At 36.7% G+C, this 25,943-nt stretch carries 13 protein-coding genes and 2 pseudogenes; 5 read left to right on the forward strand and 10 right to left on the reverse strand.

Annotation, left to right across the window (positions count from 1 at the left end; genetic code table 11):
- Positions 1 to 830: 830 nt before the first annotated feature.
- The 6 genes and pseudogenes from BWD121_RS07175 to BWD121_RS07200 all read right to left on the reverse strand — a co-directional run bounded on the left by BWD121_RS07175 (position 831) and on the right by BWD121_RS07200 (position 10,347).
- Positions 831 to 1,550 (reverse strand): sulfate transporter family protein, encoded by a 720-nt coding sequence (locus tag BWD121_RS07175; RefSeq protein ID WP_078663954.1) that lies wholly within the window; start codon positions 1,548 to 1,550, stop codon positions 831 to 833.
- Between the two features lie 200 nt (positions 1,551 to 1,750).
- Positions 1,751 to 3,145: a bifunctional phosphopantothenoylcysteine decarboxylase/phosphopantothenate--cysteine ligase CoaBC gene (coaBC, locus tag BWD121_RS07180; RefSeq protein WP_078663955.1), complete on the reverse strand. Its 1,395-nt coding sequence runs from the start codon at positions 3,143 to 3,145 to the stop codon at positions 1,751 to 1,753.
- Between the two features lie 77 nt (positions 3,146 to 3,222).
- Positions 3,223 to 4,803: pseudogene (ubiB, locus tag BWD121_RS07185) on the reverse strand (2-polyprenylphenol 6-hydroxylase); the annotation flags it as partial.
- A 3-nt stretch (positions 4,804 to 4,806) separates the two neighbouring features.
- Positions 4,807 to 5,589: a bifunctional demethylmenaquinone methyltransferase/2-methoxy-6-polyprenyl-1,4-benzoquinol methylase UbiE gene (gene ubiE, locus BWD121_RS07190; RefSeq protein ID WP_078663956.1), complete on the reverse strand. Its 783-nt coding sequence runs from the start codon at positions 5,587 to 5,589 to the stop codon at positions 4,807 to 4,809.
- A gap of 118 nt (positions 5,590 to 5,707) precedes the next feature.
- Positions 5,708 to 8,135 (reverse strand): annotated as a pseudogene (gene gyrB / locus BWD121_RS07195) (DNA topoisomerase (ATP-hydrolyzing) subunit B).
- A gap of 679 nt (positions 8,136 to 8,814) precedes the next feature.
- On the reverse strand, positions 8,815 to 10,347 hold the full coding sequence (locus tag BWD121_RS07200) for a YifB family Mg chelatase-like AAA ATPase (protein WP_078663957.1): 1,533 nt from the start codon (positions 10,345 to 10,347) through the stop codon (positions 8,815 to 8,817).
- Between the two features lie 416 nt (positions 10,348 to 10,763).
- On the opposite strand from BWD121_RS07200, the gene BWD121_RS07205 reads away from it, so the two are divergent.
- Positions 10,764 to 12,725 carry an autotransporter assembly complex family protein gene (locus BWD121_RS07205; RefSeq protein ID WP_078664099.1) on the forward strand — a complete coding sequence of 654 codons (1,962 nt, stop codon included), beginning with the start codon at positions 10,764 to 10,766 and terminating at the stop codon, positions 12,723 to 12,725.
- A complete protein-coding gene (locus BWD121_RS07210) occupies positions 12,725 to 17,377 on the forward strand; it encodes a translocation/assembly module TamB domain-containing protein (protein WP_078663958.1) in 4,653 nt (1,550 codons plus the stop codon). The genes BWD121_RS07205 and BWD121_RS07210 overlap by 1 nt, the downstream gene beginning before the upstream one ends.
- Before the next feature lie 18 nt (positions 17,378 to 17,395).
- On the opposite strand, the gene BWD121_RS07215 is transcribed toward BWD121_RS07210, so the two are convergent.
- The gene (locus tag BWD121_RS07215) at positions 17,396 to 19,171 is read right to left on the reverse strand and encodes an ABC transporter ATP-binding protein (RefSeq protein ID WP_078663959.1); all 1,776 of its coding nucleotides are present in this window, start codon (positions 19,169 to 19,171) and stop codon (positions 17,396 to 17,398) included.
- A gap of 214 nt (positions 19,172 to 19,385) precedes the next feature.
- On the reverse strand, positions 19,386 to 19,904 hold the full coding sequence (infC, locus tag BWD121_RS07220) for a translation initiation factor IF-3 (RefSeq protein ID WP_078663960.1): 519 nt from the start codon (positions 19,902 to 19,904) through the stop codon (positions 19,386 to 19,388).
- A 210-nt stretch (positions 19,905 to 20,114) separates the two neighbouring features.
- On the opposite strand from infC, the gene BWD121_RS07225 reads away from it, so the two are divergent.
- From BWD121_RS07225 to dapE, 3 genes are all read left to right on the forward strand, one after another.
- Positions 20,115 to 20,906 carry an alpha/beta hydrolase gene (locus tag BWD121_RS07225; protein WP_078664100.1) on the forward strand — a complete coding sequence of 264 codons (792 nt, stop codon included), beginning with the start codon at positions 20,115 to 20,117 and terminating at the stop codon, positions 20,904 to 20,906.
- Positions 20,907 to 20,928: 22 nt separating this feature from the next.
- Positions 20,929 to 21,657 (forward strand): SprT family zinc-dependent metalloprotease, encoded by a 729-nt coding sequence (locus BWD121_RS07230; protein WP_078663961.1) that lies wholly within the window; start codon positions 20,929 to 20,931, stop codon positions 21,655 to 21,657.
- Between the two features lie 582 nt (positions 21,658 to 22,239).
- On the forward strand, positions 22,240 to 23,412 hold the full coding sequence (gene dapE, locus BWD121_RS07235; RefSeq protein ID WP_078663962.1) for a succinyl-diaminopimelate desuccinylase: 1,173 nt from the start codon (positions 22,240 to 22,242) through the stop codon (positions 23,410 to 23,412).
- A gap of 92 nt (positions 23,413 to 23,504) precedes the next feature.
- On the opposite strand, the gene hemW is transcribed toward dapE, so the two are convergent.
- Both hemW and rdgB read right to left on the reverse strand, forming a co-directional pair.
- Positions 23,505 to 24,704, reverse strand: a complete 1,200-nt coding sequence (gene hemW / locus BWD121_RS07240) for a radical SAM family heme chaperone HemW (RefSeq protein WP_078663963.1) — start codon at positions 24,702 to 24,704, stop codon at positions 23,505 to 23,507.
- Positions 24,704 to 25,348: an RdgB/HAM1 family non-canonical purine NTP pyrophosphatase gene (gene rdgB / locus BWD121_RS07245; protein ID WP_078663964.1), complete on the reverse strand. Its 645-nt coding sequence runs from the start codon at positions 25,346 to 25,348 to the stop codon at positions 24,704 to 24,706. Before rdgB ends, hemW begins: the two co-directional genes overlap by 1 nt.
- Positions 25,349 to 25,943: the final 595 nt, after the last annotated feature.

Below are 25,943 nucleotides of genomic sequence, written 5' to 3' on the forward strand. Positions count from 1 at the left end.
GCTTTCAATATATCATTTTAGCTTCCCTTGTTTATTTAATAGAGCAACAATGGCATGAGTTAAGAGTATTCCCTTTAATAAATCTGTTAACAATTTTAGCGATATAGTTTGCTTGTTTATTTATTTGAATATTAAATCCTATTGTAGCAGGTAAGGATGTATTGTTTGGTCACTTTAACTGTAGGGTTAATCTGGTTAATCAAAGATATTTCCTTTAATATTTGATTAGTGACATTTACTGCAAAAACATAATAGACAAAATTTAAACTATTTTGCAAAATTTTGGTATCTGTTTGTTACTGATTGTTGAGATATTAATAGCTAAAATAAAAGTTCATTATTCATTTTAGCAGGAAAATTTTTTCATCTGTTTTTTGTAATAAGTCAACAATGATTAAATTATCAACCGAATAATGTAAATTTTCAGCCGAAAGAACTTTAATACTATAGTATTATAATAACTTATAAATAATAAGAGCGAAAATTTATATGGGAAAATGCTGTCCATAAAAATGAATTTTTAAAAAATCTGCTGCAATTTATGAATACATGATGTGGTGATTTTGAATCATTAAGTTATAAGTATATAGCTTTAAAAGCGGCATGATAATCTTAATTACAAGTGTTACTAACTTAAGCTGTGCATTTATAAGAAAAATAAAACCAATAAAATAAACACGTTTTATTAATAAAATTAATTGTTTCAATAGATTATTATATTTTAAATATGTAATTTTGTATTTTTTAGTATCGTCAGATTATATTAAATATAAAATTAATTCTGGAATAAGATGCCTCTTTCGTAGGTCGACTATTTGATTAAGTGTAAATTATTTTAATGTAATAAGTGTAGAGTGATTATGGGGGAGCATTTTATATAAATATGTCATAAAGGCAGCCGCAAAAAGTGGTGTTACTAAATTAATAATGGGAATAGAAACGAAAAACGCAATCACTAAACCAGCCCAAAATACTGTCATATGATGGATGCGTAAGAAACTATGGGCTTCTTTCTGGGATTGAAAACGGTAAGCAGAGAGCAAAAAATATTCACGACCTAACATATAGCCATTAATAACATAAAAAACGATCAAATTAATACCTGGTATGAAAAATAAAATAAAGGCAATTACGTTACCTAAAAGGCTTATGACAGAAAATTTTAAAGAGAGAATAAGCGAAGACGTAAACGACATAGTTTGCCCAACAGGTTCATTGGGATAATCTTCTTTTTCAATAATTTCAGCGGCGGCATCAACAAAAAAACTGCCAATTATAGCAGTAGTTGGAGCAATCAGAAAAGGCGCCAAAAAAGCTAGACCAAAGTTAAAAATGATTAATGTGCTAAGTTTTAATAATCCTGTCCAATCTGTTAATATGGGGAAAAAATGCGTAATCCAAAGCCAAAGATAAGGCATAAAAAGCTTGTGTATGAGTAGCCATATAATGATGAAAACAACACAAGTAAGCCCCAAAATTTTCAACATCATGATGCAATATTGCGGGGTGAAAAGGCGTTTTAAGGCCAAATAAGTAGCGGTAAAAATCATAAACGATAGATAAGAAGAGAAGAATAGAAAACAAGAGATAGATTAAATGGTGTTTTATATAAGTTCTGTTTGGTAAATCATATGGTCCTTACGTAAATTGTAGTAATTAAAATTTATCTCTTATTTTACGTTGTGTTTTTAAAACATCATTAACTTTTAAAAATTTTTATTTTTATTGAAATAAGAAACTCTTTCTTCTTTTAATCAGTGGGGGAAAGAGAATGAAAAAATGACACAATAATCTTTGCTAATTTTTCAGCTACTTGTTGTTTACTCATACATGGCCATTGTTCAACAGTTTCTCTACTAACCAGACAAATTTTATTTGTATCTCCACCCATTACACTTGTTCCATCAGTGTGAAGAGAAACATCGTTTGCAAGAATGAAATCTGCTCCTTTTTGAACACATTTTTTTTGTGCGTTCACAATAATGTCACATGTTTCAGCGGCAAAACCAATCACAAGTGGGGGGCGGTTTGAAGCGTGACCGATAGTTGCCAAAATATCAGGATTTTCGACCATATGCAAAGATGGTGGGATTTTGTTGTTTTCCTTTTTGATTTTTTGTAAAAATTGCGTTTGGCTACGCCAATCACAAACAGCAGCAACAAAAATAGCACCATCAGCAGGTAATGCAGTTTGAACAGCTTCTAACATTTGACAAGCTGTTTCCACGTGAATAGTTTTTACGTTTTGTGGATCAGGAATATCAACTGGTCCGCAAATAAGTGTTACTGCAGCTCCCAAGTGTTCTAAAACTGTTGCAATTGCATGACCTTGTTTGCCTGAGGAGCGATTGGCAAGATAACGTATTGGGTCAATTGGTTCGTACGTGGGGCCAGAAGTAACAATGAAATGACGACCAGAAAGCGGCTTTTCTTTCTTTCTCAAAAGAGTTTCTATGGAGGCTACAATGGTTAAGGGGTCACTCATACGCCCATAACCTATTTCATCTCGTTCAGCCATTTTACCACTTTCTGGTCCTACTATATGAACCCCATCAGCATGCAATTGTGCTACATTACGTACAGTTGCAGGATGAGCCCACATAGCCGGATTCATAGCTGGCGCAATCAAAAGTGGACAGCGTGCTGCTAAAAGCACACAACCAGCCAAATCATCTGCTATGCCAACAGCCATTTTTGCAATGCGATCGGCAGTAGCTGGTGCTAAAATAATTAAATCAGCATTACGTGCTAGTCGAATATGACTAATATCATGATCTTTTTCACGTGAAAATAAATCGCTATATACAACGCCACCATTCAGAGCTTCAGCTGCTAAGAGGGTAACAAATTTTTGAGCCGCTTTTGTCATAATAATGTTCAAATGCGCTCCACGTTCTTGTAAACGACGAATCAAATCAAGTGCTTTATAGGCAGCAATTCCACCACCGATAATGAGAAGCACAGATTTTGATTGCAATGATTGCATTTCAACAGCACTTGCTTGTAATAGTGGTGTGAATGATGCGGTGGGATTGCTTAACAAACGACGTGCTTCTTCTTCCATAGAAACACCATTTTGTGCTGCTCGTATGCGCAACATTGCTTTGGTTTCAGGTGAAAGATTACGGATAGTGATACTGGCCATAAAATGCTTCCAAAGGAATAAAGTGATTTCAATGATTTCATAAACTTTATTCTTTTTAGCATATTAAGCAAATTAGAAAAAATGAAAAAGAAAAAGCCTAAAATAATGAGACAAAGGGTCGTGATAAATAAATTATAACGGCTATAACGGTGATTACGATTTTGTTCGAAAACAAAGTGCTTAAAGGTGGAGGGGGAAAGATACAGTCCTGTTTTTGTCATTTGGCTGAGATTTTCTTCTATACGCTGAAGGTTTTTCACTAACTTTGGTGTTTGACGTGCCAGCGAAAACAGTGCTTGTGCTCCCTCATTAAAATCTTGGATAAGTCCCATAGGGCCTAAATTTTTGCCAATCCATTCTTTAACAACTGGTTCAGAGGCTTTCCACATATTAAAAGCTGGATCCAATGTGCGAGCTACACCTTCTACAACAATCATAGTTTTTTGCAGCAGCAAAAGTTCAGGCCGAGTTTTCATGTCAAATAATTCAGTAACTTCAAACAAAAGTGTGAGTAATTTGGCCATGGAAATGCTTTGTGCTGATTGTCCGTGAATGGGCTCACCAATAGCTCGGTTGGCTTGAGCAAAACTTTCAATACTGTGATGAGGAGGTACATATCCTGCTTCAAAGTGGGCGCGTGCCACTCGATAGTAATCACGAGTAATAAAACCATAAAGAATTTCAGCGAGGAAATATTTTTCTTTTTTACTAAGCCGCCCTGTAATTCCTAAATCAACAGCAACAATACATCCTTGTTGATCTACGAATAAATTACCAGGATGCATATCGGCATGAAAAAAACCATCCCGTAGTGTGTGGCGAAGGAAAGATTGAATAAGCGTGGTTGCTAGATTTTTCAAATCAAAGCCTGCTTCTTTAAGTGCTGAAATATTAGACATTTTTATGCCATCAATCCATTCCATCGTTAAAACATCGCGTCCTGTTCTTTCCCAATCCACTAGAGGCACCCGAAAACCTATATCATTTTGAATATTTTCAGCCATTTCTGATAGGGCAGCTGCTTCTAAGCGTAAATCCATTTCAATACGGGTAGTTTGTGCCAGAGTTTCAACAACACGAACAGGGCGTAAACGTCGAGAAGCGGGAATATAACGCTCTTGCAAACGGGCAATAAGGTAGAAACTTTTAAGATCTTTAGCAAAACGAGTTCTGATATTGGGGCGGATAACTTTAACGGCACATTTTTTTTTATGACCTGTTTCATCATAATATTCAGCTGGATGAACTTGGGCAACAGAAGCAGCAGCAATAGGTGGGCAAAAATCTATGAATAAATCATCCATAGGGCGACCTAGCGAACTTTCAATTTGGGCAATAGCTGCAGTACAAGGAAATGTTTGGACACAGTCTTGTAGCTGTGCCAGATCTTTAGCAATATCACGCCCTACAATGTCAGGTCGGGTGGCAAGAAATTGACCAAGCTTAATATAAGAGGGGCCAAGCTTATTAATGGCGTGTGACATATTTTCAGATCGGTGTTTCTTTTTTGTTTTACGCCGTGCTAAAATTCTTGCTATATGGTGACATGTCGCCAGAGGACCATGAAGACCTTCTCTGGGAAGAGCACTAAGGACACCCTCACGCGCTAAAATCCATCCCGCGCGCATAAGTTGAAAATAAGCAGAAATTTGTACCATTTTTCAGATCTTCCAGCCTGAATGTAATGCTGCAATAGCACCGGTGAGGTTGCGATACGATACTCGCGAGAAACCTGCACGACTAATCATATGGGCAAAATCATCTTGTTTGGGAAATTTACGAATGGATTCAACCAAATAACGATAAGCATCGCCATCACCGGTAATCAATTGACCAAGTTGGGGAATGGCATGAAAAGACCAAAGATCATAAATTTTATCAAGAAAAGGCATTTCGACGTTTGAAAACTCTAAACATAAAAAACGCCCACCCGGTTTTAAAACACGCAAAGCTTGCTTAAGAGCTTTATCAATATGTGGCACATTGCGAATTCCAAAAGCAATTGTATAAGCATCAAAGCTTTGATCTTCAAAAGGAAGATCTTCTGCATTGGCTTCAATAAAATCAATAAAAGGAGCAAGACCATTTTTATGCGCACGCTCTTTACCAATGTTGAGCATCGAATTATTAATATCAAGTACTGTAGCGTGAACTTGTTTGCGTGAAGCATTGAGAATACGAAAAGCGATATCACCAGTCCCACCAGCTACATCAAGAACTTTCCAGCCAGAAATCGCTGGTGGAGAGAGCCATGCAACCATAGAATTTTTCCACATACGGTGCAGCCCAAGAGACATAATGTCATTCATTTTGTCATAGTTTGTCGCAACAGAATGAAATACATCGTCGACCATAGACTGCTTTTGCATTTCATCAACTTTTGTGAAACCAAAAGAATATTCCATGCCACCGTCAGCCCCTACGCGTTTCATTTCAGCTGGCATATGTGACGACCTTTCTTATTTTTCTTTTATGTAAATGAAGAATAGAGAAAATTCTCACATACAAAAAAGTAATACGCAAAACTCAATGGTGCTTATAAGCTTAAAACAAAAAGTATTTTTAGATATCAAGATTAGCAACGCTTAGAGCATTATTTTGAATAAAAACTCGCCGTGGTTCAACTTCATCACCCATTAAACGGGAAAAGAGAGAGTCTGCGTCAGTTGCATCATTGATTTTAACTTGTAAAAGAGAACGTGCATCAGGATCAAGGGTTGTTTCCCAAAGCTGTTCAGCATTCATTTCTCCAAGACCTTTATAACGCTGTAGAGTTATGCCTTTTTTACCGTTTACAAAGATACTTTCTAATAAGCTCATTGGTCCAAAAATATGCTCTGATTTATCTTTGCGATGCAGAAGAGTGGGAGGATTATATATTTCTATGAGATTTTGACAAACACGATCAATTTGACGTGCATCTGCTGAATTTATAAGCCCTGTATCGAGCACAACAGCCTCTTTAACGCCACGTAAAATGCGCTCAAAACACAAACCTCCATCTGGTGTGTTATACCCACTCCAGCCACGTTCCATATCATCAGCAATTAAGTCAAGGCGGTGCACGACATTATCTATTGTTTTTTGGGTTTTCTCTGGTGTTGCAAAAGCTTCAGAGTTAAAAACACCAGCAATTGCTGCTTGCTCAACAATATTGCGATCATAGCGGGTATGAAGACCATTTAAAAGTTGGCGTAACAAACAAGCATCTTGAACGAGTTGACGTAAATCAGTCCCCGCACGAATCTCACCTGTTGATAATTCTAATGTTGTGTCTTCCAGTCCTGCATCAATCAAAAACTCTTCAAATGCTGTTTCATTTTTAATATATTGAAAAGATTTACCACGTGATACTTTATAAAGGGGGGGTTGAGCAATATAAAGGTGACCACGCTCAATCAATTCAGGCATTTGCCTGAAGAAGAAAGTGAGAAGCAAAGTACGAATGTGGGCTCCATCAACATCTGCATCTGTCATAATGATAATTTTATGATAACGTAATTTATCAGGCGAGAATTCGTCTTTGCCGATAGAAGTTCCAAGAGCAGTGATAAGTGTACCAATCATTTCAGATGAGAGCATTCGGTCAAAACGTGCCCGTTCGACGTTAAGAATTTTACCACGCAAAGGTAAAATCGCTTGATTTTGACGTGAACGCCCACTTTTAGCTGAGCCACCAGCTGAATCTCCCTCAACGATAAAAATTTCTGATTTTGTAGGATCACGTTCTTGACAATCAGCAAGCTTTCCTGGAAGTGAAGTAATATCAAGAGCTCCTTTTCGCCGTGTGAGTTCACGTGCTTTACGTGCTGCTTCACGGGCTGCTGCAGCTTCTACTACTTTACTGATGAGAATTTTCGCTTCATTAGGGTGTTCTTCTAGCCATGCTGAAAGACCCTCATTGACTAAATTTTCAACAATAGGGCGTACTTCAGAAGAAACCAATTTATCTTTTGTCTGTGAGGAAAATTTGGGATCAGGAACTTTGACTGAAAGAATAGCTGTTAATCCTTCACGACAATCATCACCAGTTAAGTTGACCTTTTCTTTTTTGTAATACCTGAAGATTCAGCATAACCATTGATTTGGCGTGTTAAGGCACTGCGAAAGCCTGCTAAATGAGTTCCTCCATCACGTTGTGGAATATTATTGGTAAAACATAATACTTTTTCATGATAGGAATCATTCCACCATAAAGCAACCTCTACACTCATCCCATCCTTTTCGTTTGTAATGTAAATAGGATTATCAATGAGCACTTTTTAGACTGGTCAATATATTTTACAAACTCAATTAATCCACCGTCATAGTGTAACTTTACTGATTGAATATCAGCATGGCGCTGATCTGTGAGGAGAATGTGTACACCAGAATTTAAAAAAGCTAATTCTCGCAAACGACGTTCTAAAGTTTCGAAGTCAAATTCAGTTTTAGTAAAGATTTCAGAGCTTGGTAAAAAGCTGATTTCTGTTCCGCTTTCTGCATCACAATCATCAACAATTTTGAGAGGAGAATCGGCTACTCCACGGGTAAACGACATTTCATGGATTTTGCCATTACGCTTGATTTGTAGTCGCAACCAAACCGAAAGTGCGTTGACAACAGAGACACCAACGCCGTGTAATCCTCCTGACACTTTATAAGAATTTTGATCAAATTTTCCACCGGCATGAAGTTGTGTCATAATAACTTCAGCTGCTGAAATGCCTTCCGTTGGGTGAATATCAGTTGGAATTCCACGCCCATTATCACGAACAGAACAAGATCCATCGGCATGAAGCGTGACATTTACAAGGGTAGCATGACCAGCTAAAGCTTCATCAATAGCGTTGTCTACAACTTCGTAAACCATGTGGTGCAAACCGGAACCATCATCAGTATCACCGATATACATGCCGGGGCGTTTACGTACAGCATCAAGACCTTTGAGAACTTTGATGGAAGCGGCACCATACTCACTATTTGATGATGAGGTTGTTTCATCACTCATAAGTCAATCCATTTCTGTATTTGATATCAATATTTTTATTGGCTCTGTTCAGGTTTAATATTCTAATGTGCTATTTACAAAAATAACTGCATTAAAACATTTACCGTATATCAAGTATATATTCAACATTTGTTACTCTATAATTAGGTGGATTAATTTTTCCATACGTAAATGGTGTCAAATCTTTATTTTTGCATTTATTTGATTAAAAAAAGAAGAGCAGGAAGATTTGATGATATTTTCTGTATTCAAGGATCGTTTTTCTTTATGTTTATGCTTAAAAACGTTTACAATGAGATTTACATTCCTATCTCCCATGTATTCTGGATAAATGTATGAATTATTATGTTTTTTTGACAATTTTAGAAAATATCAAACATTTTAATCTATAAAAATGCTCATTATTTCGATCAAGTTATAGCTAAAAGAAAACAATATTTTTGATGATTATGAACCTTAATCTTAATGGCTGAATGACCTAATAAGTTGATTATTTTATTGGGTGCTACTTGTGTAGTTTTACAGTTGTCAGAAAGAAAAATGCGGAATGTTTTTGCAAGGAATGCAAAATTAATTAATGCACTTAAGCTATATTCTTAAAATATTTGGAAATGATGATAAACGAATAAGATTTTGTTTATATTATTTGCCGATTCATTTTTATTGACGAATAACTTCTTTAACCAATAGTTGTTAATTTTTCACTGTTTAATCGATAGGAAATGGCTTCTGCAAGATGATGACGTGAAAGTTGATCTGCTTCATCAAGATCAGCGATAGTGCGTGCAACTTTGAGGATACGGTGATAAGCGCGTGCAGAAAAGCACATTTTTTCACTAATATCCTGTAATAATGTGGTCGCACTTTGATCTGGAATAGCAATTTGTTCAATAATTTTGCCAGGGCAATCACCGTTGGTGCGAATATGACCAAGGCCCAATTTTGCAAAACGTTTGGCTTGAATAGAACGGGTTCGCGCAACGCGTTTTGCAACATCACAGCTTTTTTCAGATTGTTCTGGTTGCATGAGATCCATAGCTGTTAGGGCAGGCACGCAAATACGTAAGTCAATTCGATCGAGCAAAGGGTTAGAAATACGAGCTTGATAATCGCTCTGACAGCGTGGACCTTTAGCACAAACATGGCCTTCTTCGCCTGCCATGCCACATCGACAAGGATTCATTGCAGCAATGAGCTGGATGCGAGCGGGATAACTGATATGGTGATTAGCGCGGGCAATAATACATTCTCTACTTTCTAAGGGTTGACGAAGAGAATCAAGGACTTGTGGAGAAAATTCAGGCAATTCATCAAGAAATAAAACGCCATTATGCGCAAGTGTTACTTCTCCTGGTTTTCCTTTGAGTCCACCACCAATTATTGCTGCCATGGAAGCAGAATGATGAGGAGAGCGAAAGGGACGGTGGCGTGAAATGGTATTGTGTACTGTTTCTCCAGTAATAGAGGCAATCAAACAAACATCTAAAAGCTCACGGCTATCAAGAGGCGGTAAAATAGAAGGTAAGCATTGAGCTAACATAGATTTTCCTGCGCCAGGAGGGCCTACAAATAAAAGGTTATGCCGTCCAGCTGCGCATACTTCTAAAGCACGTTTGGCGGCTTTTTGTCCTTTAATCTCACAAAGGTCTAGTAACTCAGTTTGGATTGTGTATTGGCGTGGTTGTGGACGCTTTAGGATTTGTGTTCCTTTAAAATGGTTGACGATAGCAAGAAGTGTATCGGGTGCGAGAATATCCATATCTGCATTTGCCCATGCAGCTTCAGGTCCGCATTGGTGGGGACAAATTAACCCTTTATTAAGTGATAAAGCTGTCATAGCGGTTGGTAAAACGCCGTTGACAGCAGTAATAGATCCATCCAGTGATAATTCTCCTAAAATGATATAATTTTGTGCTATTTTTTGGGGAAGAAGTCCCATAGCGAGCATTAAGCCTATTGCAATAGGGAGATCATAATGTGAACCTTCTTTAGGTAAATCAGCTGGTGCAAGATTAATCGTAACTCGTTTGTTAGGCATGGAAAGTCCACAAGCATGCAGGGCTGCTTGCACACGTTCACGACTTTCTGCGATAGCTTTATCTGCCAATCCAACAATAGCCATTCCTATCCTACCAGGAGCAATCATAACCTGTACATCAACAGGGATTGCTTCTAAACCGCGAAAAGCAATTGTTGTAACACGCGCGACCATAAATTTTTTCCCCCTTTTTTTGATTGCGAAAAAACAATCATATCTGCCTATAAAAATCAAGCAGGGTCTGTATGTGGTGCTTTTGATGGGGTAATTTATTTGTATAAATAAATATATACAAGTTTTATGGCATAGTGACAGATGGGGATTTACATAAATTTAACCATCGTAACATTACGGCTCAAGATATTATAGAATGAGCTAATAAAGATGTTTAAAAAAAGCCAAAGGAGACTATTTGTTTTTATAATGTCAGAGGCTTACAAACACAGGAAAATGATATGATATCACCATAAAATATTGTTTGATATAATCACATGTATGAAGAATTTAAAAAACGGACATATTTATTTTCTTTTTAGATGTTATGTATAAAAACATACTATAAAATGTTTATTTTAAGAGTACCTAATTTGGTGATATGTCAGAAAAAAGTTTTGTCGAAATCAAAAACTGTACGCAGCGTATTTGTAGGCTTATGTTTAGTTTTTGCTTGTCCGCAATCGCTTGCAGCGTTTGAGCTTTTTGGCATTCATTTGTGGGGTGAAAAAAAGCCAAATCTTTCTTCAGGTGATATGAGTGGTACGGAAAAATTTTATCAAGTTGAAGTTGTTGTACCACAGGGTGCTCCGCAAGTAGGGGCTCAAATAGTTAAAGACGTGTCTTCTCTTGTTGCTGATCAAGATAAAGCAGTTTCCAGTTCTTCTGGTTTGTTGGCTAAAGCTCGTTCAAATTATCAAGCTATTCTTTCTGCTCTTTATGCTGATGGACGTTACGGGGGTGTTATTAGTATCAAAATTAATGGTTTGGAAGTTGCTGATTTGTCTCCTATGACTCAATTGCCAGTTCAATCTACCATTGTTATTACAGTTGATGCTGGGCCACAGTATGTTTTTAGTGCCGCAAGTATCACAGAGGCTGCTCCACTTATAAAAAAAACAAATTCAATGCCTTCAGTCGAAGAGTTGGGTTATAAAATTGGGGTTGTTGCAAAATCTGAAACTATTTTTAAGGCAGAACGATGGGCAATTGAAGGATGGCGTCGACATGGACATGCTAAAGTTAACATTGTGAGTCGTGATGTGGTTGCTAATCACGCTACGCGCCTTATTGATGCGCAGATTGTAACTGATCCTGGGCAAAAAGCTTATTATGGTTCTTTAAGTGTGCGCAATGTGAGTGAACAACCACGCATAGATTCAGATTATGTAAAATGGATAGCAGCATTAAAGCCAGGTCAGCAATATGATTCTAACGCATTAGCTAAAGCTAATAAGCGGCTTACGCGGCTTGATGTTTTTCGTGCTGTCAATATACAAGAGGCTGATGCAATTAACCCTGATGGAAGTTTACCTCTGACGCTCGTTTTAGAGGAACGTAAGCCACGACGTTTTGGTGTTGGTGGTAGCTATTCAACATTGGATGGTGCTGGTTTTGAAGCTTATTGGATGCATAACAATCTTTTTGGCCATGCAGAACGCCTTAAAATTGAAACTAAGATAAGTGGTATTGGTGATTATCAAACGAAATTTTATCATCCAGAGAATTTTAATTATCTTTTTGGAACAACATTAATCAAGCCTGGTGTAATCACTCCCGATACAGATTTTGAAGCAGAATTAAAAATGCAACGAGACAGCCTAAATAATAACACAACACAAGCTATTAAAGGGAAATTTGGTCTTACCCATATTTTTAATGATAATTTATCGGGGCAATTTGCTATGGTAGCTTCTGATGGTCATTCGCATGATGATTATCTTGGAAGCCGTAATTTTACGATGGTTGGGTTACAGAATGGTTTGATTTATGATAGTCGTGATAATAAGTTCAATGCAACAAAAGGTTTATATGGCGAAACAGTAGTTGAACCATTGTATGAAGCGCATGCTAATGATTTTGTGACGAAAATAACAATAGAAGGTCGTTCTTATTGGGGACTTGATGAACAGGATCGTTTTGTTTTTGCAACACGGACAAAACTTGGTACAATTATCGGAAGCGATAAGGCGAAGTTGCCTTCAGATATGCTTTTTTTTGCTGGTGGTGGAGGGTCTGTTCGTGGTTATGCTTATCGCAATATTGGCATAAAGACGAAAAATAATACTGTTATTGGCGGACATACACTTGTTGAAGGTTCTGCTGAATTACGTCTTTCTATCAATGATACAATAGGGTTTGTCAGTTTTATAGATAGCGGTCTTGTAAAGGCGAAGGCGCATGTTGATTTTTCGCAAGATATTAAATGGGGGGTAGGCATTGGAGGGCGTTATATGACAGGTCTTGGTCCTTTGCGATTTGATTTAGCCTGGCCTCTTAAGCGGGAGAAAGGTGATCCACGCGTAGGTTTTTATGTGGGTATAGGGCAAGCATTCTAATGAAAAAAATGTTGCGTTTTTTTGCCTTCTTATTTGGATTTTCTTTGCTTGTAATAAGCTTTTTTGTTTTTGTACAGAAAGATAATTCGTTTTTAAAAAACATAATAGGAGGTGAGCGTTCATGGTTTGTTTCTTTTATTGAGCACAAACTTTCAACGCCTAATCGTCAAATTCGTTTGCATAATATACAGGGAATATTATCATCTGAAGCATCGATTGATGCCATTACAATAAGTGATCATAAAGGTGTTTGGCTTACAATTACCAATGCGAAAATGAATTGGAATCGCTTAGCGTTGTTAAGGGGGCGTATTGAGGTTAATGAGCTTTTGGTAGGGCATGTTACGTTTTTACGCAAACCACACAGTTCTACATCTGTTTCTTTTTTGGAAGCTGATCATATTTCCATACCAAAATTACCTTTGTCTATTTCTGTCAATGCGTTTAAGGCTGCACATGTGATCTTTGGACAAGACTTTTTTGGTCTTGCTTCTGATATATCATTAGAAGGACATTTAGCTTTAGCTAATGATGCTGTTGATGCTGATATAAAAGCTCATCGTTTAGATGCATCAGGTTATTTTTCTATTTTAACAAAGATATCCAAGAAAAACCGTACAGTTCAAATTGATATTATCGCTAACGAGCCACAAAATGGTATATTAGCTAATGTCTTTAACATTGAAAAACGCCCTGCATTGAATTTTACTATTAAAGGTGATGGCACTTTTGATGACTTGATTATTGCACTTCGGGCGGAAGGTGATCGTCAGCCTATTTTAAATGGCAATGTCGTTCTTGCAAGGGTTTTAGATGATCACAGCCTTTCTGCACAGTTGGAAGGTACAATTGGTCTTTTCATGCCTTCTCAGTATCGCAGTCTTTTTGAATCTAATGTAACATTGGGAATAGAAGCGGTGATAACAAAAGAGGGTACTACACGTCTTAATCATATAGTTGTTCAGGGTGAAGCAATTAATGCTGTAGCCAATGCTGAAATAACAGCCGATGGATTTTTACGGCGTCTTTTTGTTGATGGAAACATAGGTTTTGATAAAGCAAATGAATCTACTCGTTTATTACCGTTAGAGGGTCAAACACGTGTGAATAATTTGACTTTAACCATTGATTATGGTCGCCAAGATCAACAAGCTTGGAAAGGTCGGCTTGTTGCGCATCGTTTGAGTAATGAAAATATTCGTATTCGTGATGCAATTTTTGATATGGGAGGGGTGAGTGAAAATCTGGATGATCCAGCTTCCCGTCATGTTGGCATTCAAGTTAATGGTACTCTTCAGGGGGTTGCAAGTACTAAGAAGGCATTGGAAGATGGTTTAGATCAGGCGGTGCATATCCATATAGATACGGATATTGTCTCTGGAAAGTCAATATTGGTTCATGATTTTAGCATTGTGGCTCAAAGTTTTTCTGCTTGGTTAAAGGGAGAAGTGAATCGTTTTGTTTTTAAAGGAGATCTTGGTTTAAAAGCACAAACATTAGCACCTCTGGGGATGTTAATTGGGCAACCAATGTCTGGCAACGCAGATATTAAAGCCAAAGGTACCATGAGTTTACTTGGTAGCGCTTTTGATCTTGAATTGTCAGGAGCTGCTGATAACGTGATGATAGGGACTAAGGCTGTTGATCCTTTATTAAAAGGGAAGCTTACCATTTCAGGTAATGTTGCTCAAAACACGAAGGGCTTAATTTTACATCATTTGCGATTGAAAAATGATTATGCCAATGTAACAGCTAATGGACATCTTTCAAGTGTGAGTGCTGAAATGGATGTTTATGCTCAAATATCAAATCTTACCATGTTAGACCCAAGGATGGAGGGTGCGGTCACTATACAAGGTGCTGCTAGAGGACATAATAGTCTTATAATGGTCAGTACGCACGCTGATATTACTGAGGCACTTTTTATGGGTAAAAAGTTTCAAAATACAATGTTAAATGTCAATGCATTGGTGGATAATACATCGGTTTCTTCTAATGTAACGGGCTTTGTAGAAGGTAAAGGGATTTTTGCTCAACAACCGTTACAATTGTCTGCTTCTTTTGAAAATTTCAACCGTATTTGGAAGCTTCAGGATATCAATATTGAAGGAGCATCTACAAAAATAACAGGTGATCTTTTTCAAACTTTTGAAGGTTTTATAAAGGGAACTTTGCATATTGACGTTGATGATATCTCAACGTTTGCTGCATTATTTTCGCAGAAAGGTAGCGGAAAAGTAAAAGGAAAATTTGTTTTTGATGAGCACAATGGTAAGCAAAAAGCTAATCTGAAAATCGAGAGTGATCATTTAATATTTGCAAAAAATGAAATCAAAAAATTAGCAATACAGGCTAATATATTCAATCCTGTCAATGCGGTACAATTTGAAGGCTTTGTCAATGCAGAGCGTATTCAAACATCATTTATGGAGGCCGATCGTTTAAAATTTCACGCTAATGGTAACAATAAGCGGACGGTTTTTAATGTTCAGGCAGTATTACCTAACAATACAAATACACAGTTTTCTGGTCGTATGATTACGGCAGAACTATTAACTGGTATGAAACAAAAAATTCAGTTCGATGTTATGGATATAAAATATTCCGATTTTCATGCAAAATTGTTCACTCCAGCAACGATCATTTTTGATGAGAATGGGGTAACAATAAGTGAATTAGGATTTATTGTCGATCAAGGTAAGATTGTACTTAATGGTACTTTTCAAGATGTTTTAGATTTGCATCTCACTATGAATGCTATTCCTGTAGCTTTAGCTAACCTATGGAAACCGGATCTTGGTGCTGTTGGTACTTTGTCAGGGCAAGTTATGATTCATGGTCGTTTTGAAAATCCTGATGTGACCTATGATATAAAAGGTCATGAGCTGACAATTGCGGCTCTCCAAGAAAGAAAAATAAAACCTTTTATGCTTTCTGCTAATGGTAAGATGATAAATAAAACTTTTACTTTGGGTGCAAGTTTAGCTGGAGAAGGGTTGCAAACGCAAACACAAGGAACTGTATCTTTAGAGACAGGCGAACTTGATCTCCATATTGATTTGAAAAATTTATCTGCACTTTTGGCTAATAGTTTTATTGAAGGGCAAATTTTGAGAGGAGTGGTAACTGGTAAGGTTGATATTGGGGGAACATTAAAAGATCCATCTGCGCATTTTGAATTTTCTAGTCAGAATTTAACAATTAATTCTACGCTTCATAAGAATGCATCATTAATAGACATAAATGCTCGTGGTTTTTATGAAAAATCAATACTTCATATTCAGCATATAACAGCGACTGGATCTAAAGATTTGGATCTCTTTGTAAATGGGCGTCTTTCTTTAAATAATTCACCAACTGAACTGAGTGTTAAAGGTATAATGCCTCTTGTTTTTGTTGATCAATTTTTAGCAAAACGTGGTGCACATATAACAGGAATAGCAAAAATTGATGCTGTTCTAAATGGGACATTGTCTCAGCCACAGTTGATGGGATCTTTTTCGGTAGTAAATGGTGGCTTTTTTGATTCGCAAACAAATTTGGAGCTAAGCAATATAATGCTTAAAAGCAAATTGAATGGCGATCACATAATTTTAGAACATGCTTCTGCTCGTTCATCTGGTGGGGGATCTGTTTCTGTTTCGGGCCGTATTTCTACAGATCTGCAAACAGATTTATCTATTCACCTCGACCGTATCAATTATAATGATGGATCTATGATTTTTGCGACGCTAACAGGCAAAACAACAATGACTGGTCATTTGTTAAGCAATCTTGTTATTGGTGGTGAGGTTACAGTTGAAAAGGCTGAAATTCTTGTTTCTGATCATTTTCGAAATGCAACATTCCTTGATATTAGACATAATAATTTAACTAAATTAATTCTAAAGACGCTTGAACGTGCTGATGCTAAAGCTTACAGAAGTAATCATAATATTTCTAAAGAACCTTCTTCTGTTGTGCAATTAAATATGCAAATTAATGCACACAACCAAATTTTTGTTCGTGGTCGAGGTTTAGATGCTGAGTTGGGGGGACGTATTAGTTTAACAGGCCCGTTGCATGATGTACAGCCAGTTGGAGAACTTCAGATGATTCGTGGGCGGTTTGATATTTTATCACGACGTCTCAATTTCGATAAAGGACAGGCGAGTTTTAGTGGTAATCTCAATCCAACTGTTTATTTTGTTACTAACAGTAATAATGGCGACATTCATGTTACTGTAACAGTGAGTGGAACTATTGATAACCTTGATATTCAATTTGCATCACAACCTGTTTTACCACAAGATGAGGTATTGGCACGTTTGATTTTTAAGCGTTCTCTTAATGAATTATCACCATTTCAGATTGCTCAGCTTGCAGCAGCTGTAGCTGAGCTTGCTGGTGCTTCTAATACATCTTTATTAAACGCTTTGCGTGCTAAGGTTGGCCTTGATGATCTTGACGTTATTGTTGATAAAAATGGTAATACAGGCTTACGTGTTGGGCGCTATGTTCGCGATAATATTTACTTAGGTTTTGAGGCAGGATTAAATGGCACAACGAAAGGAACAATAGATTTAGATATTTCAAACCATCTCAAAGCAAAAGGCGCTATAGGCAATGAGAACAATTCCAGTTTTGGTTTATTTTATGAAAGAGAGTATTAAATTACAAAATTTTAGAAGCTAAGCGTCTAAAACCCTTGGCTTTTTAAATTGAGTATTATGAAGCTTTTTATAAAGGCCTTTTTTCTTTGCTAACAATTCTATCTGAGTACCTTGTTCAACTAATTGACCATTTTGTATTACAATAATTTTATCAGCATGCGCAATTGTTGAAAGACGGTGAGCAATCACAAGAATTGTACACTTTTTAGTAAGGTTTTGAAGTGTTTCATTAATTTGGGCCTCTGCGTGTGAATCTAATGCACTTGTGGCTTCATCAAAAATCAGGATTTTACTGTCATGAAGTATTGCACGGGCAATAGCGATACGCTGTTTTTGACCTCCTGAAAGATTGTTCCCATTCTCGCCCACTTGTGTATCATAACCTTGGGGCAAATCCATGATAAAGTCATGAGCGTTGGCTGCTTTTGCTGCTTTTATAATATCATTGTTGCTGGCACCTTTTTTTCCAAGCCCGATATTATATTTAATAGTTCCTTGAAACAAAAAAGTGTCCTGCCCTACATAAGCTATGAGGTTTCGAAGGGAATGAAATGTGATGAAGCGAATGTCTTGATCATTAATAAATATAGATCCTTGTGTAGGATCATAAAGGCGCATAATAAGATTGATAAGGGTTGATTTACCTGAACCGGATGGCCCCACCAATGCTGTCATTTTTCCTGCTTCTATTTCCAGGTTGATGTCGTTTAAGACTGTTTGCTTATCCATATAAGCAAAAGAAACATCTTCAAAACGAATAGAGCAGTGTGTTTTGTTAAAGTCTTTAGCTTCTTTATGTTCTATAACAGTAAGTGGATGATCAAGTATTTCAAACATTGTACGAATGCTGACCAAACCAGATTCAATTTTGACACGTACATTTGCCAATCGTTTAGCAGGTTCATAAATGAGGAGCAAAGCTACAAGAAAAGACATTAATTCGCCTTGAACACCAGCACGTTGGGTTGCAAGATAGCCGGAAAAACAAATAATAACTGCAATTGCGATACCAGCAAGCGTTTCCATAATTGGATGTGTAGCAGCTTCAAGCATTGCAATACTATTTGCTTGTTTTTCAACGTCACAAATAGCTTTATTCATGCGTTTTTTCATCAATTCTTCTAGCGAAAAAGCTTTAATGACGTGAATACCAACAGCAGTCTCTTGCATAACTTTGATAATTTCGCCTAATGAGAGAAGTTCTTTTTCCATGAGGCCACGAATACGTTTTAAAGCCATTCGGACTCCTAAAAATGCAAGAGGTCCTACTGTTAAGGTAATGGCGATTAACGTAAAATTTTGAATAAACATAACAACCAAAAGACCAATGACAGAGAGTAAATCACGCACAAAGGTTGTGATAATTATATCAATGATATTACGAGCTGCTGTTGCATTATGGGTTACACGAACAAGAAGATCAGATGAAGCATTATTTTGATAAAAAGAAACGCCTTGCTTCATAAGACGTGCGTAAATTTTACGCTGTTGTTCGGCAATGATACTATTGCCTGCTTTACTCAGACAATAGGTTTGGGCAAAAGTTGCAACCCCTTTGAGAATAAAAATAAATGCAAAAATACTAGAGATGAAAACAATCATGTTAAAACTGTGTCCATCAATAATATGATTGACAATATCACGCATCATCCATGCACTAATTGCAGTGGCCAATGCAATGATGATCATTGAGACAATGGCTGCACTATACCAGTACACATGTTTACGAAAATTCTCTCGTAAAAGACGGATGATAAGGTATTTACCAGAAAGGGATGTTTGTATTTTGGCCATGAAATACTTTTATTTTCTCTCATTATTTCACGCAAGATTAAAGTACTCCTTATAGAAAAGCAAACCCTCTTCTATAAGGAATACTCTCTAGAGAGATTGAGTGTGCCAATTTTTTTGTTTTCAAAACATTGCATCAGCACTCTACAATATTTTAAGATCATATTCACAGTTTGACCAAAACGAGTTATATTAAAGCACGTTTCCTCAATTAAAATTATTTAGGTGCTATAACCATCATCATCTGGCGGCCTTCAAGTTTAGGCTCAGATTCAATTTTAGCAATTTCACTTGTATCTTCTTTAACTCGCTGAAGAAGCTTCATTCCAAGATCTTGGTGCGCCATTTCACGGCCACGGAAACGCAAAGTAATTTTTACTTTATTACCATGATCAATAAAGCGATGAACGGCCTTAAGTTTTACCTCATAATCATGAACGTCAACATTTGGTCGCATCTTGATTTCTTTGACTTCGATAGTCTTTTGTTTTTTACGCGTCTCAGCTGCTTTTTTTTGGTTTTGATATTTCAGTTTACCTAGATCAATAATTTTACAAACAGGCGGTTCTGCATTTGGCACAATCTCAACCAGATCAAGCCCAACATCTGCAGCCATAGCAAGCGCTTCTTGCGTTGCAATAATTCCCTGATTTTGTCCTTCATCATTAATGAGTTGAACGCAAGGAACACAAATATCTTGATTTGAACGTGGCCCATCTTTTTGGCTAGGCGTCATTTTAAATGATCGACGAATGGTCTATGCTCCTTCATTTTGATTTATTTATAGAATGCCTTAATATACAATATCTATACAGAAAAACAATAAGAATTCATGTTTTTTTCACTATCGTTAATACAAGCTTATTTATTCATTGTTTTAAGTTTAGTTTTGAAAAAAGAGGTTTTTCTTTTATAATAAAAAGTATTTCATTGAGGAAGAATGATGATAGATCAAAATATTCCTTGTCAGTTTTTTTCGTTTGAAGATACAGCCCTTGCGGTACGTCATCGTAAAGGTAGTCGTTCTCCGGGGTTAGTTTGGTTATCTGGTTATCGATCTGATATGCTGGGAAGCAAGGCAATGATGGTTGATGCTTTTGCTCAAAAAAATAATTTGTCTTGTTTACGTTTTGATTATTCTGGTCATGGGGAATCAGAAGGAGATTTTTTTGAAGGTACGATTTCACGTTGGGTGAAAGAAAGTTTAGCGATTTTTGAAGCTTATTGTGAAGGACCACAAATTTTAATTGGTTCCTCTATGGGTGGGTGGATTGCTTTAAGGCTTGCTATGATACTCGCGCAGCAAAATAAACCACTTGCTGGGATGATATTGATTGCACCTGCTCCGGATTTTACACAAGCTTTGATTGAACCAACTTTGACCACAGTAGAATGGAAAGCTTTGGAAGAAAAAGGTTATTTTGAACGTTCTTCAAATCATGATTTGGAACCAACACCTTTTACAAAGGCATTACTTGAAGATGGACGAAATAACTGTGTTATGAAAGGATGCATTGATATTGGATGCTCAGTTCATATTCTGCAAGGGATGGAAGATGAAATAGTTCCCTATCAACATGCATTAGCTTTACTTGATCATTTGCCTTTGCATGATGTAATATTAACACTTGTTCGTGATGCAAACCACCGGTTTTCACGTCCACAAGATTTGGATTGTTTTGAAAAAGTATTGATGTCATTAATTGATCGAATCAATGAACCATTAAGATCTAGTTGATTAGATTATAGAGACATGATGCATGACTATTTATGAACAAGATTTTATTCTCTCTGATCGCGTTGTGCCTTTACGGGTACGAGAACATAAACATGCACGCCGTTTTACGTTACGCGTTGATGCGGATGGACAAGGGATTTGTTTAACAATACCACCAGCGATAAATCTTAATGCGGTTCAATCTTTCCTTGAAAAACATCGTTGTTGGATAGAAACACATCTTACTCATGTTCTCATTTCGCGTGAAAGTTCTTATCTCAAGGAGGGTGCAACAATTCCTTTATTGGGTGTTGCACACATTATAAAGCATAAAGAAGGACGTGGGGTGGATGAAATCATTACAGGTGATATGGAGCAAAAACCGCAAATTATTATCTATAGTCGGTTAGAATATTTGCCAAGGCGAATTGCTGATGTTTTAAAAAAACAAGCTAAAATCATTATAACACCGCTAGTAGAACATTATGCACATAAAGTGGAACGTAAAGTTAAATCAATCCGTTATAAAGATATCAAAAGCCGTTGGGGATCATGTTCGGCAGATGGGCGTTTATCTTTTTCATGGCGTCTTGTTATGGCGCCAAGAGAAATTGTTGAATATGTTGTTGCACATGAGGTCGCTCACCTTATCGAAATGAATCATAGATCACAATTTTGGGATCTTTGTGAGAAACTTTGCCCAGGTAGTAAAACTTATCATGCTTGGTTAAAGAAAAATGGTCATACGTTGCACGCAATCAATTTTCACTAACACGAAAATATTATGATTATTTTTTTGAGTTTCATACATTTTTATTGATAATTATCTGCTATTTTTTGTCATTGTGTGCAATATCATTTCCTACTTTGTATTTTTTTATACAAAGTTTTATTGCCCTTTATAGTTTATGCATACCTATCGATTAATGGGCTTATTATAACAGATATTATTTTATAAGCATTGACCAAAATATACTATCATTATTGGATATACTAAATGAAAGGCTCAGATTCTTTTATTATTTTTAATTATTCTTGTTTTTTCTTTGGGTTTGGTTTGTGATTTTTGAAGTACTAACTATTAAATCAAAAAATAGCTGTACGTTAAAATCATTATTTAGTTGATATTTACAGTGCGTTTTAACCACTGCTTTTATACAGAAAATTGTGCTTAGGTAGGCTTAATATCCAGCCATGTTGTTGATGATATTTTGATAAAGAGGCCACTTAAGTCACTTTATTGAAATTGTTTTTTTGCTTTGTTTAGTAAGGGCTTTTAACATTTTTGCTTTATCTTTTTTGTGATTTAGCTTAACATTTTTAAATTACTCTTTATGCAGATTGGAATATATTTATGCCTGTTCTTACAGATCCTATTCAGTTATTACAGGCACTTATCCGTTGCCCTTCTGTTACACCTCATGAAGCAGGTGCTTTATCGACTTTGGAACATTTTTTGACAAAACTGGGATTTGCTGTTGAACGCCCTGTTTTTGTAGATAAAAATACAGAAGATGTTGAAAATCTTTATGCAAAGATTGGAAATGAAGGTCCACATCTTATGTTTGCGGGGCATAGTGATGTAGTTCCACCTGGTGAGCTGGGCAATTGGACTTATCCTCCTTTTAAGGGCGTTGTAGATCAAGGGAAACTGTATGGAAGGGGTGCTGTTGATATGAAGGGAAGCATAGCGTGCTTTATAGCAGCGCTAGCACGGGTTTTTGAGAAACAGCCGATTAAAGGAACAATAAGTTTTTTGATAACTGGTGATGAAGAAGGCCCTGCCCTTAACGGTACGGTAAAACTTTTAAAATGGGCAGTACAAAAAGGTGAAAAATGGACTGCGGCTATTGTGGGTGAACCCACGAGTGTAAAAGTTGTTGGCGATATGATCAAAATTGGTCGTCGGGGGTCAATTTCCGGTATTATTAGAGTACAGGGTCGGCAAGGTCATGTCGCTTTTCCTGAACGAGCAGCCAACCCATTACCTTTGGCAAATAAGCTTGTTCAAGCACTGATACAAACTCCTCTGGATCAGGGAACAAAAAATTTTCAAGCAAGTAATTTGGAATTAACAAGTATTGATACGGGTAATTGTGCTGTCAATATTATTCCTATGCACACAGTAATTCGTTTCAATATACGCTACAATGATCTTTGGACAAAAGAAACACTCATTGCTGAAATTGAAAATCGTCTTGCATCGGTACAATCAGAAGACAATCATAATGAGCTTCCATGTTATCAACTTGAGTGGGTGCAAAATTTGGGTAGTGTTTTCTTAACTCAAAATGGTAAGCTGATTGAGACTTTATCGAACGCTATTGAAAGTATGACAGGAAATAGACCAGAACTTTCAACTTCTGGCGGCACTTCAGATGCGCGGTTTATTAAGGATTATTGCCCCGTTGTTGAATTCGGTTTACCAGGGCAAACAATGCATATGGTGGATGAATACGTTACTCTTGATGCATTGGAAAGTCTCACGTCGATTTATGAGCGCTTCATTGTTGATTTTTTTGCATAAAAACGATTACTATAAACGTAAAATAGGTTAAATTATAGAAGTGTTTTATAGTCAAGATCATTATTCGTAATTTTTTACCTAAAACAAAAGTGTTAATTTGCCAATTGACTAATAATGTAATCGAGAACAATGTATCCTTTAGTTGTAGCTTTTAAGCGCTGGTTGTCTACCATTTCTACCAAGCCTTGTTGTTGTAAATTGGCAAGTTTGACTGGTGATAAATTTTTTAGGCTTAAGGTTTCATAACGTATAAGATCAAGGCCTTCTGAAAGGCGCAACCCCATGAGCAACATTTCGTTGGCCTGTTGTTTTCTTGTTAATTGTTCTGTTTCGATACAGCCATGGCCTGTGGTTTCTACCAATTCAAGCCAACGTTCGGGATGTTTTTCATTCATTGTGACATAACGTTCAAATTTTTCAGTTTTGGATAGTGGTATTTTTGAAAAAGTAGAGAAATTTTCCATCGGGCGTTGTATAAAACGTCCATGTGCTCCCGGGCCAAAGCCTGCATATTCATTATAACGCCAATAAAGAAGATTATGACGAGATTCAGCACCAGGCATTGCGTGGTTTGAAACTTCGTAGGCGGGAAGGCCATGCATAGTCGTTATTTCTTGGGTAAGGTTATAAAGGTCTGCTGCCAGCTGAGATACTGGAAGAATAAGTTTTCCTGCAGCATAAAGCTTTTTAAAGACGGTCCCTTCTTCAATGGTTAGTTGATAAAGGGAAAGGTGGTCTGCTGCTAAATCAATAGCTTGGGAAAGTTCATATTTCCACTGTTTAAGCGTTTGCTCAGGGCGGGCATAGATTAAATCAAAAGATAAACGTGTAAAGATTTTACGTGCTAAAGTAATAGCATGAAGAGCTTGTTTAACATCATGAAGACGGCCAAGTTGTTGCAGGGCTTTATCATTGAGTGCTTGTACACCTAAAGATAAGCGATTAATACCTGCCGCACGATAGCCGCGAAAGCGCTCTGCTTCTACACTGGAAGGGTTGGCTTCTATCGTGATCTCAGCTTTATCGTCGATTGTCCAATTTTTGGTGACAGTTTGTAGTAAAGCATCAACAGTTTGAGGTGTCATAAGGGAAGGTGTGCCACCGCCTATAAAGATACTTGTAATATGACGGGGGCCTATCATACGATATTGTGTTGCCATTTCGCGTTTAAAGGCGGCTACAAAACGCTGTTGATCCACCTCATTTTTGCGCACATGCGAATTAAAATCACAATAAGGACATTTAGCAACACAAAAAGGCCAATGAATATAAATACCGAAGGGTTCAGTCATTAGGGTGCCAAAAAATTTTTCACAAAAAGCTTAAAAGCGCGTGAGCGATGGGAAAGGGGTATTTTATCATTAAGTGTCCAGCCATGTTTTTGCTCTGTTGACATTTCACCGAAGGTATTTTCATATCCATCTGGTAAAAAAATGGGATCAAAACCAAAACCTTTATCTCCACGTGGTGGCCAAATGAATGTGCCTTCAACGCTGCCACGAAAATAATCTGCATAGCCATCGGGCCATGCAACACAGATGACTGATATAAACCGACATTTACGCTGACTTTTTTCAAGGGCTCCAATTTTTTGTAATTCATCTTCTATTTTTTGCATAGCTTTTGAAAAATTACGTGTACCATCAGGCTGAATGGCCCAGTCGGCTGTATAGACGCCTGGTGCACCACCTAATGCGTCTATTTCTAAACCAGAATCATCAGATAAAGCAGGAAGCTGTGTAATTTTTGCTGCTGCAAAGGCTTTGATATAGGCATTTTTTTCAAATGTTGTTCCTGTTTCTTTTGGTTCGGGTAAACCGAGCTCTTTTGCTGAGAGTGTTGTTAAACCGAAAGGAGTAATTAATGCGGTGATTTCATGCAACTTTCCGGTGTTATGTGTAGCAATAACAAGTTTTTGATTCGTTATACGTTTCATACGTATCTCTCCGTGATATGAGGGGTAGGTTATTTGTTTGGGTGAGAATTTGTTTATAGGGGAATAAATTTAACAATACCGGTTTTGTAAATTCCAATAAATAAAGTGATCAATACAGCTTGAGAGATTTATTTGCGGTAGTTGTTTTCACATCCATAAAAATTTTGCGACTTATTATAACGAAAATAAGTATTAAGTTTAGTTTGTAAATTTACATCATAGTTAAAGTCAATCATGAATATATTTTTATAGATATGACAGGAAATAACACCTTTATGGTTTTAAGGATTTTATCATGAGAAAAATTTTTATATTGGTGTCTAACTTGAATAATTATAAAATGTAAGTATTACCAAATTTTGTGGAATTTGATCCTTCTACAGTTTTTTTGATATCTTATTCAAAGAAGGGTATTTGCATTTGAGAAGGATGAAGATTAGAGTGCTACATAAAACAGCCTCTCTTTTGATGATAGTACCTTTGATGATAAAACAATAGTACTTTTGGCAATAAATATGTAATATGCTTTTTACGTTGCTTTAGACTATTTGACCAAACCTTAATAAAACTTATATAAGAAAAAAGTGTTTTTGAA

Origin of the sequence: Bartonella sp. WD12.1 (assembly GCF_002022415.1) — a bacterium.
GTDB lineage: Bacteria > Pseudomonadota > Alphaproteobacteria > Rhizobiales > Rhizobiaceae > Bartonella.